This is a genomic window from Zhongshania sp., from assembly GCF_029212375.1.
In the GTDB taxonomy this organism is placed as follows: domain Bacteria; phylum Pseudomonadota; class Gammaproteobacteria; order Pseudomonadales; family Spongiibacteraceae; genus Spongiibacter.
In genome coordinates this window covers 1-12,965 of the sequence record NZ_JARGNU010000023.1, presented here as the reverse complement: position 1 = coordinate 12,965, position 12,965 = coordinate 1, and the positions used below count along the sequence as shown (strand labels likewise).

The window sequence follows — 12,965 nt, the reverse complement described above, 5'->3', positions numbered from 1 at the left end:
TTTATTGGGAAACAAAAAATGGACATTCAATTAAGCGGCATAAGCAAACAGTTTGGCCAATTCAAGGCCCTCGACAGTGTGGGTCTTAATATTCAGTCCGGTGAACTACTCGCGCTGCTCGGGCCATCTGGCTCCGGCAAAACCACCTTGCTGCGCATTATTGCCGGATTAGAAAACGCCGACATTGGCAGTGTTTACTTTGACGGCGTGGACATGGCCAACACCCCGCTGCGTGAGCGGCAAATTGGTTTTGTGTTTCAGCATTACGCCTTGTTCAAGCACATGACCCTGCGCGAAAACGTGAGCTTTGGTCTGCGCGTAAAAACCCGCGCCTTTCGTCGCCCCGCCGCAGCGATTCGGGCACGCGCCGACGAATTGTTAAAGCTAGTGCAATTGGGCGGTTTGGAAGACCGCTACCCCCACCAATTGTCTGGTGGCCAGCGTCAACGGGTGGCCCTTGCCCGTGCCTTGGCTATCGACCCCAAAGTACTTCTCCTCGACGAGCCCTTTGGCGCCCTAGACGCCAAAGTGCGTAAAGAACTGCGCCAGTGGCTGCGCGATTTACACCAGCAAACCGGTGTGACCACTGTGTTCGTTACCCACGATCAAGAAGAGGCGCTGGAATTGGCTGACCGAGTGGTGATTATGCAAAAAGGTAAAATCGCCCAGCTCGGCAGCGTCGATCAAGTCTATGAACAGCCTGCATCGCCGCTGGTGTTCAACTTTTTAGGTGACAGTAATATTATCGCCGCGCAATTGCAGAACGGCGCCGTGTATGTCGGCGACGCCGAAATTGGCGCCTATTCCCCCTCTGCCAATATTGCCGTATTAGATGAGGGCGCCGTTGATGTTTATGTTCGCCCCAGCGATTTACGCATTGCCGACGCCGAGCAAGTGGGCATCGAGGTGGTGGTAAATAGCATTCAACGCACGGGGCCGATTGTGCGCGCCGAGGTCAGTTTTGCGCATAGTACTTTTGGCCAAAGCCATTCTACGCTTCGTGTCGAGCTGCCGCATTTACACCACGATGTGCCCCGCTTTCAGATCGGCGCCACCTTGCGGCTGCGCTTAATGCAATTCAGCGTATTTGCCCCGCAAACGATAACGGCAGTAAGGGAGCAGCTCAGCGCGCCGATACTCATTGGCAGAGAGCGCGAACGCCTCGCCGGATAATTTTTAAAAAAGCCCTTGACCTTGCCATTGTGGTAAGGTCGATGATCAAGCCTCGATCAACGGAGGGCTTAATCATGAGCGTATCTACAAACAACACCCCAAACAGTGTTCAAAATAAAGCAGCTTTGCAATTGTCGATTCAGGGCATGAACTGCGGCGCCTGCGTAGGCAGAATCACTCGGGCGCTCGATGAACTTGACGGTATTGAGGGGGTCGAGATTAATTTGGCCGCTAAATTAGCAAACATCCAATTTAACGACGCCAACATAGATTCTGACACCATCATCGCCGCCATTGCCGAGGCGGGCTATCAGGCTTCACCGCTAGCACTCGGCAATGCTGGGTAAAGGAGCTTGCCATGACCGCAGCCGTATCAAACACGCACCCAGCTCAGCAAGAACTTCGCTTTGGCATAGAAGGTATGAGCTGTGCTTCCTGTGTTAGTCATATTGAAAAAGCCTTAAACGCCGTCGATGGCGTTAGCAAGGTTAGCGTTAATTTGGCCACCGAAACGGCGCAAATTACCCTAGCCAAAGCGGTGCCCAGCGAACAACTGAGCGCCGCCGTTAATAACGCGGGCTACCACGTAAGCACCAGCACGGTTCGCCTTAAGATTGGCGGCATGAGCTGCGCCTCCTGTGTTGGCAGAATAGAAAAAGCCTTGCAAGCAAGCCCTGGTGTGCTTGCGGTGAGCGTGAATTTAGCAACAGAAATCGCCAATATCGAAATTGCTAAAGACGCGATTAGCAACGCCGAATTAATCGCCGCCGTCAGCAATGCGGGTTACCAAGCCACGCTAGACACTGAGCAAGCCAAGGTAAAACCAGACACAAAAACCAGTGCCTCTAGCAAAGAAGCCCGCGCTGTTATTATTGGCGCGATTTTATCGGCGCCCTTATTTTTGCCGATGGTTTTCAGCGTGTTTGGCAGCCAGTGGATGGCGCCGGGCTGGCTGCAATTTTTACTCGCGACACCGGTACAGTTTTGGCTGGGCGCGCGCTTTTACCGCGCTGGCTGGGCCGCAGTTAAAGCCAAAACCGGCAATATGGATTTACTGGTCGCACTCGGCACCAGTGCCGCTTACGGCCTGAGCGTATTTGAATTAATGCGGCCGTATTTTGCGGAGCAAACACATAGCGGCGGCCATGCTAGCGGCCACTATTACTTTGAAGCCTCTGCGGTTGTTATTACCTTGGTGCTATTGGGTAAATGGTTAGAGGGCCGCGCCAAACGCCAAACCACTGCAGCCATTCAGGCCCTGCAATCCCTGCGCCCCGCTACTGCGCGAGTTCGTGGCGAGAACGGTGACAAAGAAGTGGCCGTTGAAAATATCCGCAGCGGCGATTTGGTCATTGTAAAACCCGGCGAACAAATCCCTGTCGACGGCGTGATTAAAGAAGGTGCCAGTCACATCGACGAGTCTATGCTCACCGGCGAGAACCTGCCCGTTAGTAAAGACGTGGGCGATAAGGTCACCGGCGGCGCGATCAATGTCGACGGCGTCTTACTGATTGAAACCACCGCAATCGGCAGCGAATCCACCTTGTCGCGCATTATTCGCATGGTCGAAAATGCCCAAGCCGCCAAAGCGCCGATCCAGCGCTTGGTAGATCAAGTCAGCGCGGTGTTTGTGCCAGTGGTGTTAGTGATTGCCCTCGCCACCTTGGTCACTTGGTGGCTTTATAACGGCGATATTCAAGGCGCGATAATCAATGCCGTGGCGGTATTGGTTATCGCCTGCCCCTGCGCCCTTGGCTTAGCTACACCCACCGCGATCATGGCCGGAACTGGGGTAGCGGCAAAATACGGCATTTTAATTAAGGATGCAGAAGCACTGGAGATCGCTCACAAAACCACCACCGTGATTTTCGATAAAACCGGCACCTTGACCGTGGGCAAACCAAGCCTAACTGCCACCAAGGCCGTGAACGGCGATGAGCGCGAATTAATTCGCCTGGCCGCCGCCGTGCAATCCGGCAGCGATCATCCGCTGGCAAAAGCGGTTATGACCAGGGCTGAAGAACAAGGCATTTCGGTAGCCCAAGCCAGCAATGCCAAAGCATTGGCCGGTCGCGGTGTAAGTGCCCTTGTCGACGGCCAGCAACTAAGCCTCGGCAATACACGCTTAATGAAAGAGCTGAATATTGAGTTTGGCGATTTAGCAAAAACCGCCGAAGACCTAGAAGCGCAAGGCAACACCCTGTCATGGTTGGCGGCTGCAGGCGATACGCCAAAACTCATCGGCTTACTGGCCTTTGGCGACGAGATCAAAGCCTCCGCTGCCCAGGCCATCGCGCAACTGCGCGAGAAGGGAATAGAAACTATTATGCTCACCGGCGACAATCAAGGCAGCGCCAGCGCAGTTGCCCAAAAATTAGGCCTGAGCGATTTTGTCGCCAATGTTTTGCCCGACGACAAGGCAAAGAAAGTTAGCCAACTGCGCAGCGAAGGCCGCGTTGTCGCCATGGTCGGCGACGGCATAAACGATGCCCCCGCCCTCGCCGCGGCCGATATTGGCATTGCCATGGCCACCGGTACGGATGTGGCCATGCATACTGCGGGCATTACTTTAATGCGTGGTGACCCAGCGCTGGTGGCAGATGCGATTGCCATTTCCCAGCGCAGCTACCGTAAAATCAAGCAGAATTTGTTTTGGGCCTTTATTTATAATGCGGTCGGTATACCGCTGGCCGCGTTTGGCTTATTGAACCCCGTTATTGCCGGTGCGGCCATGGCCTTTAGCAGCGTGAGCGTAGTGAGCAATGCCCTGCTCTTAAAACGTTGGAAACCCGATAGCGCGAACAATCCCAGCGAGGACAATTAAAATGAATATCGGTGAAGCCGCCAAAGCCAGCGGCATATCGGCAAAAATGATCCGCCACTACGAGGGGATTGGTCTTATTGAAGAGTCCCGCCGTAGTGCGGCGGGCTATCGCATTTATTCAAACAACGATCTGCACACCCTAAGCTTTATAAAGAGTAGTCGCTCACTGGGATTTTCTTTAGATCAGATCAAACAACTGCTGTCGCAATGGCAAGATCGGGGCCGCGCCAGCAGTGATGTAAAGGCGCTTGCCTTGCAGCATATTAAAGAACTCGATGATAAAATCACTGAACTCAGCGCCATGCGTAATCTTTTGCAAAATTTAGCGACAGAGTGCCACGGTGACAACCGCGCCGAGTGCCCAATACTCCAGGGCTTAGAACAGCAATGTGGTGAAGCAAAAGCCAAAAAGACGTAGTATGAAAAATATCTGAGATTCACTGCATTCCTAAGGCGTCGAACTTCACGCCGAAAAATGAGCCAGATCACTAAGAGATTATTAGCCGTTAAATTATGAAAAAGCTTCTTAACATTCCGCTGCTGAGTCTACTGATACTGATTTATTTCAGTAAGTCAGTGCTGGCTGCGGTGCCGATGTTAGGAATGACCCACGCGGCGAACTACGCACCAATGACGTCTGCTGCAAGTCACTGTGTTAGCGAAAGCCACAGCGAACACAATAGCGAACACAACAGTGCCCAGCATCATTCTAGCCATAGCTCACACGCTGAAAATACCTCAGATATAAGCCTGCACTCAGCGTCTCATGATTCGACCAGCAACAGTGTTCACTGCGACGCCAAGTGCCAGTGCTGTATTGGCAGTTGCGGCACCGTTGCACTGCTCGCCGCAAACCTAGCTAAACAGACCATTAAACCCCATTTCTCTGTAGCCGAGTTTGATCTTCAGCTGCTGCCTCAACACCCCTCCTCGCTGTTTAAACCACCCATTTTTAGTTGATTACAAGACAACTGCGCCTGCCGTTTGGGTAATCACCACCGCGCTAAACGGCCAGCGCTAATAGCAATTAATTATGGAATATGACGATGAAATACAAAATAAATCCCACTATCGCCGCTGGCGACTCGCTTCCACAGCCAAGCGTGTCACGACGTCAGTTTGTAATGGGCGCGGCCAGTGCTGGCGCGCTAATTGGTTTGAGCGGCAGCCCACTGAGCTGGGGCACGGCCAATCTGCCAAAACTTACGGAACGCCAAACCCTCAGCGGCAAACATTTTGATTTAGACATTGGCTACCAGCCGGTTAATTTTACCGGCAAATCCAGAATCGCTACCGCGGTGAATGGCAGCGTGCCCGGCCCCATCTTACGCTGGAAGGAAGGCGACGATATCACCCTGCGGGTGCGCAACCACCTTGCCCACGACAGCTCGATTCACTGGCACGGCATGATTCTGCCGGCAGAAATGGACGGCGTGCCGGGCATGAGTTACGCAGGTATCAAGCCAGGAGAATATTTTGATTACGCCTTTAAAGTGCAGCAAAGCGGCACGTACTGGTATCACAGCCACTCTGGTTTTCAGGAGCAGACCGGTGTTTACGGCGCCATTGTAATCGAACCCAAAGACCCCGACCCGGTGAGTTACGACCGCGACTACGTGGTGCAGCTCTCTGACTGGTCAGATGAGGCACCGGAGGATATTTACGCCAAGCTGAAAAAACGCGGCGATTATTATAATTTTAACGAGCGCACCGCAGGTGATTTATGGCGCGATATTAAAGAAAAGGGTCTGAGCCAAACCTGGTCTGAGCGCAGCATGTGGAACCAAATGCGCATGAGCGAGCGGGATATCGCCGACGTAACTGCATACACCTACACCTACCTAATGAACGGCGCAACGCCGGAACAAGGCTGGACGGGGCTATTTAAACGCGGCGAAAAAATCCGCTTACGCTTTATTAATAGCGCCGCCATGACCATTTTCGATGTGCGTATTCCCAGCCTTAAAATGACCGTGGTCGCCGCCGACGGCCAAAACGTTGAACCCTTCACCATCGATGAATTTCGCATTGGCGTGGCAGAAACCTACGATGTTGTTGTGGAGCCCAATGACGACAGTGCTTACTGCGTATTTGCGCAAAGCATTGACCGCAGCGGCTTTAGCCGCGGCACCCTCAGCCCTAACCCTGCATTGAGTGCGCCCATTCCAAATATGGACCCCGCACCAATCTTAAGCCATCGCGATATGGGCATGGCGATGGCCGGTATGAATCACGGCGGCGAAGGTGCGAGCACGATGACCGGCATGGATCACAGTGGCCATGACATGAGTAGCATGAAAGGCATGGATCACAGTCAACACGATATGGCTGACATGAATATGCCCATGGCAACGCCTTTGGGCAAAGCCGGCTATGGCAGCAATAAGGAAATCACACATGTAAAAACCGAATTTGGCCCCCAGGTTGACGCCCGCGCCAACAGCCCTCAAAACGGACTCGATGATCCAGGTATAGGTCTACGCGACCACCAGCAGCTTTATGGCCGTAAAGTGCTGCGCTATAGCCAGCTCCGCAACTTGTACCCTACCCAAGATCGCCGCGAACCCAGCCGTGAAATTCAGTTGCACCTTACCGGCAATATGCACCGCTATATGTGGTCGGTAAACGGCATTCCCTTTGCCGATGCCAAGCCCCTTGCCCTTAGTTTTGGCGAGCGCGTGCGTATTACCTTGGTGAACGATTCCATGATGACCCACCCGATTCACTTACACGGCGTGTGGAGCGAACTAGAAACCGGCGACCCAGAATACATTCCCCGCAAACACACCATCTTGGTTCAACCGGGCTCTAAAATCAGCTACCTCGTCACCGCCGATGCAATGGGCCGCTGGGCCTACCACTGCCACTTGCTCTACCACATGCCGGGCATGATGCGAGAAGTGCGCATCAGCCATAATGGAGGTGTAGCATGAAAATGACTAAGCGCGGATTCACTGTGAGCCTATTGGCTATCGCCGCAAACAATATGAGCTTCGCCCACGAAGCCGCCGACCCGCTCATTAGCATGGTGTCGATAAACCAATTAGAACAGCGCCTTAACAACGACTCGCAAAGCGACGATCTCGATATTAGCAGCTGGAATGCCGATGTTTGGCTGGGCAAAAACCTAGACAAATTATGGTTAAAAACCGAAGGCGAATTTGTCGACGGTCAGCGCGAAGAATCTGAACTACAAGTGCTTTACAGTCACGCTATTGCCCCCTACTGGGATCTGCAAACCGGTTGGCGTGGCGACTTTAACCAAGATCAAAATCAACATTGGTTTGCAATAGGTTTACAGGGCTTGGCACCGTATTTTTTCGAAATAGACAGCGCGCTGTATTTTGGTGAAGGCGGCCAAACCGCGCTGCGCATCGATGCCGAGTACGAGTTAATGTTCACCCAGAAACTCATCCTCAGCCCCGAGCTCGAAACCACCCTTTATAGCCGAAATGCCCCTAAACATGAGCAAGGCATCGGCCTAGCGAAGATCGACGCTGGCCTGCGCCTGCGCTACGAAATCCGCCGCGAATTCGCGCCTTATATAGGACTTAACTGGGCCAAAAAATACGGCAATACCGCCGACATAAGCAGAAGCAACGGCGGCGATATCGAAACCCTGCAATGGGTAGCCGGTGTTAAAGTTTGGTTTTAAATTGTCAGTTTAGTAACGTGAATTAGCGTCCAATAAAATAAGCCCTAGCAAAATTTGCTAGGGCTTTAACAAATTACCCGCAACTTAAAACTTTCTTGACGCAGCAAAGTTATTTTAAATAGATGGGCACTTGTACTTTTTAATATGACAGGCTGCTGGTGGTAAAAAGCGGACGGTCAAAAACTGTGACCAGGATGGAAATAAGCAGCTTTTTCCTACCGCCCAACGCCAAACGAAGAGGCTAAGTGCGCAGCACTTTGTCCAGCTTACGCGCTCTTTTATGGCTTTGCCTACGCAAAAGAAGGGCTCTGCCCCGTTAATTCAGGTATGGCCCGGTGCGGTTTATATTTTTATGCCTTGTTTATGAACGACGGGGATATTTCTACCGTTTTAGGCTTTACTCATAGTGAGTCCATAGCCTCAATACTTTGATCGCTTTTTCCTCTTCCAACACTTGGTATACCAAGCGATGCTGGATGTTTATTCGGCGAGAATAGGCGCCCGCTAAATCCCCAATTAATTTTTCATAGGGAGGAGGATTTTGATACGGGTTCCTTTCGACAATTTTCAGCAGCTCCTGAGCCTTATCCTTTAGCCCGGACGACGCTAGTTTTCGCGCATCTTTTTGAGCCTGTTTAGTGAAATAAAGCGTCCAGCTCACCAATCAAGGCTCTTACTACACTTGTCGAGTTCGACGTCCATACCTTCTCGGATAGATTCGCGCATACTGGGAATGGAGAGCAGATGAAGTGTCTCATTGACGGCATTCCAGTCGTCTTCCGACAGCAAAACTGCGTTGCCCCTCTTACCAGTAATAATAATAGGTTGGTGACTTGTAGACGTTTCATCTATCAGCGCGTAAAGCTTGGAACGAGCTTCTGTGGCATTAAGTGTGGTCATAGCTTCCTCCATATGGTCGAAGCGTACGCCGTTACGTACGCAGTGTCAATCCAACCTATTGTTCCGCGTACGACCCAGACGTCAGGGAATGCCTGCTTTGTATATGTATTAGAGCATTTCCAATGTCCGCTATTGTGACGCTGAAGCCAGCCACACTGATCGTTAGCAGAGGAACTTCCTGGCTCGCTGAGATGCCAATCTCTAGCTAACCTATGCAGCATGTCCTCGACGATGCGATGAATGTTTTATGAGACTCTCTGCAGGAATTGAAAAAGTTTCATGTAAGCCTTCTATCATTCTGAGCGTAAGTGGGCGTTTACGCGCCAAGATTTCATAGACCCGATTTTTGCGACCAATCACTGGGACAAGGTCCTCCACTGTGAGGCCTTGCTGTTCCATACGAAATTTAATAGCTTCCACTGGATCAGGAAAATCTATTGGGTAGTGTTCTCGTTCATATGCTTCAACAAGCGTCACAAGAACATCCAGCCGATCACCTTCTGGGGTGTCCGCTTCCGCCACCATTAACAACTCAATTTCTTTAAGCGTTGCTTGATAGTCTGTCGGGGTTTTAATTGGACGAATTTCCATGGGTCACCTCAGATTGTCTGTGCATCAATTTCGTCATACTGCTTATGTGTACCAACGAAACGAATGTAAACCACTCTATATGGATAGTTGATCCAAACGACCAGTCGATACTTGTTGCCGGCAATGTTGAACACAACTCTTCCATCTTTGAGAATGCTGGCGCTTGAGAATTTGGCTTTCACCTCATTCGGGGACGACCAATCCGCCTTTAATGTCTCTCTATACCAAGCCATTCCGGGCTCGATTGAATCCCCGTAAGCCGGAGAGATCGCCCAAAAGGCCTTCAAAGTTGAGAGAGCAATAATACGCATGAATATATATTAGTCCCATTTTGGGATCAGTGCAACAGGCACTACGCTTGCGCGTGTATGTCCGCTATTGTGGCGGCCCAGCCTTTACCTCAAGGGAATTAATGCAATTGGGTAAAGATATCTGGGTGTTGCTCTGCAATACGTAGTAAAGCCACCGCAGGGCCTTGAGGCACGCGGCGACCTTGTTCCCAATCCTGCAAAGTACGCATGCTAACTCCTAGCATTCCAGCAAAAGTCGATTGCGACATTCTTAGCTGGGAGCGTATCACTTGCGGCGGTGATGGCTCGGACAACTCGGTAACCTTTAACCGGCCGTCATCCCTTTTATGTGCACGGATTTCGCGAATACCGTCCAATATTTCTAGGCCAATATCTCGTTTAGTCATGATCGATCGCCTCCGCGATTTGTTTTAACACATGGCTTGGAATCGTGGCCCGCTCCGATTTACTATAAATCGTAAGCATCCATATTTCATGATCCTGTGTCTTCCAGTAATAGATAACTCGAACACCGCCACTTTTACCCCCGCCGTCCAGGGCCCAACGTACCTTTCTGACACCACCGGAGCCTCTAACAAGATCGCCAGCATCTGGTTTTTGCATAAGATAAGTCTGCAATGCCTGATACTCCTCGTCACTGAGGTATTTCGGCAGTAGCTTGGTAAAAGTGCTGGCTTCTATAAAAATCATATGTCGCTCATTATACGGCCCTGCCGTATAATATCAAGCGTCGCTGACCCGCATGGACTAGGAACACTCTGCCGCACCTAAATGGCCGGCAAGCTCACACCTCTGTTTGCTCCGCTATTTCCAATGCGTCGTCGAGCTCTATACCTAAATACCGCACTGTACTATCCAGCTTAGAATGACCAAGTAGTAACTGAACTGCACGAAGATTGCGTGTACGCCTATATATTAGGGTAGCCTTAGTACGCCTAATTGAATGAGTCCCGTATGCCGTGCTATCAAGCCCGATCATCGAAACCCAGCGGTGTACTATTCTAGAATACTGGCGAGTAGATAAGTGTTCTGAAGAAGAAATACGCCCTTTAAACAGACCTGTATGTCGTTATGGACATTTACAGCCGAAAAATCGTTGGCTGGCAGGTGCATGACGAGGAGCGCAGCCTCTTGGCGGCGGAATTAATGACCGATATCTGTCAGCGAGAAGGCATCCAACGTCACCAAGTCACACTTCACTCTGACAATGGCAGTCCAATGAAAGGGGCGACAATGCTCGCAACATTGCAGCAGCTGGGGATCATACCGTCGTTCAGCCGGCCATCGGTGAGCAATGACAACCCGTATTCTGAATCTCTGTTTCGCACCTTGAAATATCGCCCCAGCTATCCTGCACACCCGTTTACGGACTTACCTGCTGCGCGGGATTGGGTACATGGCTTTGTCCAATTGTATAACAACGAGCATCGGCATAGCGCCATTAAGTTTGTTACGCCAGTCCAGCGCCATGCAGGAAAAGACGCCCAAATACTGGCTTACCGGAAACAGGTGTACGAACAAGCTCGGTCAGAGAATCCATTGCGTTGGAGCGGCCATATTAGAAACTGGGAACCGATAAAAGACGTTTATCTAAACCCGGAAAAGCCAGAGGTAGTGCGCAAGGAAAACAAGGCGGCATAAATTAATCTGAGGCGACAACTAGCTTGAAAAACGCCGCTATTGGCCACATACCCAAAACTTCGAACCCCAATTACAACTGTTATATTAAATTGCCGTTGATCTGTAAGTCGCGTAACCTTGTATCAAGGCTCTACTGCAAAGAATCTCGCTGCGAATGCCGCGCCGTGCCTCCTTAGGCCGGTGTGCCCTGTGCCTGGCAGGGCTGTGTAACCACGTCAGTGATGCGAGCCTGGCGAGTAGAGCACAAGGGCTACCAGGCGCAGCCCACCTAATAATTGGTAGCCACTTCTTGATCTTCTAATGCAATGACCGATTCTATGGATCTTCCAGAAATTTCTGCCATAAATGCTTTACGATACGGCGCTAAAGCCTTTGATCTTGCTCACTCTGCTTATAATAGCCACAGGGACCAGTGCCTATTCGAGTTTTTCCGTGTCATCGATACGCGTCTGGATACAATGGATAAGACCGGACTCGACAACTTCTATACATATTTGGAAAGTCCAACAGGTAAGCAGCGTATTGGCAGGTATATCGATTGCGCTTTGAACACATATAGCCGACGAGCGCGAACGGCTATCGCTTTGCTTTTAGCTGACTCCCCGTCTCACCGTTTCAAAGAGGCCGAAAAAGCGACTTTTATTAAAGCCATGACTGGTATGGAAGACTCGGTGCTCGACTTCTTTCTCGCTGTGTGCAAGTTACCACGAGATGACACCAAGTATGCTTATCCGCAGGCTATGATCTGCGCTTCCGAAAAAGAAGCATTAGGATTTGACAAGTGGGAAGATGAGGAGATATTCATCAATATCAGCGAACTCATTCGACTTCGCGTGCTCGCGCCCAATCCAAGCACTGTAGGAGTGATTCAGTCTGGAGGGAAAAGCTGGGCTCTATGGTTTGGCGTGACGAATATTTCGTTAAAAATGGTGAAACTTCTCGAAGAATCAGAGCATATGAATGACGTGTATTCTTCATTAGAGCGTTGAAATAAGGAAAAGGTAGGCACGGCGCCATCCACGCCTTGCCTGCTCCGCGCATAGGATTGGCTGCTATGGTGGTAGCTGCTTGCGCGATGAGAGCTTAATTATCTCACAAAAAGTGCATACTGCAAGTCGGTAGGATTGCTGCAAAAATGAAGAAAAGCGCGCAATTATTGAAATCAAGTTCCCGAAGAGTGAAATTAATAAAAATCGGTTTATCTTGCAAAATGCACTGAATTATCTTGGCGCGCTACAGCATACAATTACATAATAAAATCGGTATTGAGTATATAACGATGCTAAATGCCAAAATATAATGCGGGCGCTTTATCATTAATGAAGAATATTGGCGCTTATATTGACGTGTAGGGATTTGTTTTGAGGAATAGAAATTAAAATTCTGAATATTAAATTACATAAGGTAAGATCAAAAAGGCCTGCTTGCGCGCCCTACCCGTCTCAGTGATATCAGCACCAGTCGCCGCTTCTTCCCTAAGCTCAGCTGCCTTTTTACGGGCCATAGCGCCCGATAAAGTTGGATAGCTACCAATACCAACCCAGCTCCATTACCCAGAAGGCTTTTTAAAACGAAACGTCCAAGACTTAACGCCCGAAGGCTTCACCCGAAAATACAGCCCACCACAATCATTCTCACGGTACTCCACCGTCTCAGGTTCTAAGCGCTCCAGCACCGTGTCACTTAACGGCCGACGCTTGATATCAGATCTTCTCACATCCTTGTTCCCCCAGTTCTACTTCCTAAGAAGTGTACATACAGGGATACAAAAACGCGATAGATAGCCGTAGACCAAGCGAGACATATGTAACCGTCCGGCAAACCCACGTTGCCTACGGCTGCCAATTATGCGGCAGTAATTCGCTGATCT

General features: G+C 50.5%; 17 protein-coding genes and 1 pseudogene. 9 read left to right on the top strand and 9 right to left on the bottom strand.

Annotated features, from left to right (window positions below):
* Nucleotides 1–18 precede the first annotated feature (18 nt).
* The 7 genes from P1U47_RS16860 to P1U47_RS16830 all read left to right on the top strand — a co-directional run bounded on the left by P1U47_RS16860 (nt 19) and on the right by P1U47_RS16830 (nt 7,652).
* On the top strand, nt 19–1,173 hold the full coding sequence (locus P1U47_RS16860; RefSeq protein ID WP_301030360.1) for a sulfate/molybdate ABC transporter ATP-binding protein: 1,155 nt from the start codon (nt 19–21) through the stop codon (nt 1,171–1,173).
* A gap of 74 nt (nt 1,174–1,247) precedes the next feature.
* A complete protein-coding gene (locus P1U47_RS16855; RefSeq protein ID WP_301030359.1) occupies nt 1,248–1,520 on the top strand; it encodes a heavy metal-associated domain-containing protein in 273 nt (90 codons plus the stop codon).
* Between the two features lie 11 nt (nt 1,521–1,531).
* Complete coding sequence (locus P1U47_RS16850; protein WP_301030357.1) at nt 1,532–3,997, top strand: heavy metal translocating P-type ATPase; 2,466 nt, start codon at nt 1,532–1,534, stop codon at nt 3,995–3,997.
* 1 nt (nt 3,998) lies between these two features.
* Entirely contained in the window at nt 3,999–4,415 is a 417-nt protein-coding gene (gene cueR, locus P1U47_RS16845) for a Cu(I)-responsive transcriptional regulator (RefSeq protein ID WP_301030355.1), read from the top strand.
* 95 nt (nt 4,416–4,510) lie between these two features.
* Nucleotides 4,511–4,957 carry a hypothetical protein gene (locus P1U47_RS16840; protein WP_301030353.1) on the top strand — a complete coding sequence of 149 codons (447 nt, stop codon included), beginning with the start codon at nt 4,511–4,513 and terminating at the stop codon, nt 4,955–4,957.
* Between the two features lie 86 nt (nt 4,958–5,043).
* Nucleotides 5,044–6,930 (top strand): copper resistance system multicopper oxidase, encoded by a 1,887-nt coding sequence (locus P1U47_RS16835; protein ID WP_301030352.1) that lies wholly within the window; start codon nt 5,044–5,046, stop codon nt 6,928–6,930.
* Entirely contained in the window at nt 6,927–7,652 is a 726-nt protein-coding gene (locus P1U47_RS16830; protein WP_301030350.1) for a copper resistance protein B, read from the top strand. Before P1U47_RS16835 ends, P1U47_RS16830 begins: the two co-directional genes overlap by 4 nt.
* Nucleotides 7,653–8,049: 397 nt before the next feature.
* On the opposite strand, the gene P1U47_RS16825 is transcribed toward P1U47_RS16830, so the two are convergent.
* The 7 genes from P1U47_RS16825 to P1U47_RS16795 all read right to left on the bottom strand — a co-directional run bounded on the left by P1U47_RS16825 (nt 8,050) and on the right by P1U47_RS16795 (nt 10,496).
* A complete protein-coding gene (locus P1U47_RS16825) occupies nt 8,050–8,313 on the bottom strand; it encodes a Txe/YoeB family addiction module toxin (protein ID WP_008252539.1) in 264 nt (87 codons plus the stop codon).
* Nucleotides 8,310–8,552 (bottom strand): type II toxin-antitoxin system Phd/YefM family antitoxin, encoded by a 243-nt coding sequence (locus P1U47_RS16820; protein ID WP_301029032.1) that lies wholly within the window; start codon nt 8,550–8,552, stop codon nt 8,310–8,312. Before P1U47_RS16820 ends, P1U47_RS16825 begins: the two co-directional genes overlap by 4 nt.
* 210 nt (nt 8,553–8,762) lie before the next feature.
* On the bottom strand, nt 8,763–9,143 hold the full coding sequence (locus P1U47_RS16815) for a transcriptional regulator (RefSeq protein WP_301030348.1): 381 nt from the start codon (nt 9,141–9,143) through the stop codon (nt 8,763–8,765).
* Nucleotides 9,144–9,151: 8 nt separating this feature from the next.
* On the bottom strand, nt 9,152–9,454 hold the full coding sequence (locus tag P1U47_RS16810; protein ID WP_301030346.1) for a type II toxin-antitoxin system HigB family toxin: 303 nt from the start codon (nt 9,452–9,454) through the stop codon (nt 9,152–9,154).
* Nucleotides 9,455–9,552: 98 nt separating this feature from the next.
* Nucleotides 9,553–9,840: a helix-turn-helix domain-containing protein gene (locus P1U47_RS16805; RefSeq protein WP_301030345.1), complete on the bottom strand. Its 288-nt coding sequence runs from the start codon at nt 9,838–9,840 to the stop codon at nt 9,553–9,555.
* Nucleotides 9,833–10,144 carry a type II toxin-antitoxin system RelE/ParE family toxin gene (locus P1U47_RS16800; RefSeq protein WP_301030344.1) on the bottom strand — a complete coding sequence of 104 codons (312 nt, stop codon included), beginning with the start codon at nt 10,142–10,144 and terminating at the stop codon, nt 9,833–9,835. Before P1U47_RS16800 ends, P1U47_RS16805 begins: the two co-directional genes overlap by 8 nt.
* A 94-nt stretch (nt 10,145–10,238) precedes the next feature.
* Nucleotides 10,239–10,496 (bottom strand): tyrosine-type recombinase/integrase, encoded by a 258-nt coding sequence (locus P1U47_RS16795; RefSeq protein WP_301030401.1) that lies wholly within the window; start codon nt 10,494–10,496, stop codon nt 10,239–10,241.
* A gap of 17 nt (nt 10,497–10,513) precedes the next feature.
* On the opposite strand from P1U47_RS16795, the pseudogene P1U47_RS16790 reads away from it, so the two are divergent.
* A pseudogene (locus P1U47_RS16790) lies at nt 10,514–11,095 on the top strand (DDE-type integrase/transposase/recombinase); the annotation flags it as partial.
* A 317-nt stretch (nt 11,096–11,412) separates the two neighbouring features.
* Nucleotides 11,413–12,084 carry a hypothetical protein gene (locus P1U47_RS16785; RefSeq protein ID WP_301030342.1) on the top strand — a complete coding sequence of 224 codons (672 nt, stop codon included), beginning with the start codon at nt 11,413–11,415 and terminating at the stop codon, nt 12,082–12,084.
* A gap of 401 nt (nt 12,085–12,485) precedes the next feature.
* On the opposite strand, the gene P1U47_RS17615 is transcribed toward P1U47_RS16785, so the two are convergent.
* Complete coding sequence (locus P1U47_RS17615; RefSeq protein WP_366943192.1) at nt 12,486–12,629, bottom strand: hypothetical protein; 144 nt, start codon at nt 12,627–12,629, stop codon at nt 12,486–12,488.
* A gap of 15 nt (nt 12,630–12,644) precedes the next feature.
* The gene (locus P1U47_RS16780) at nt 12,645–12,812 is read right to left on the bottom strand and encodes an Arm DNA-binding domain-containing protein (protein ID WP_301030340.1); all 168 of its coding nucleotides are present in this window, start codon (nt 12,810–12,812) and stop codon (nt 12,645–12,647) included.
* Nucleotides 12,813–12,965: the final 153 nt, after the last annotated feature.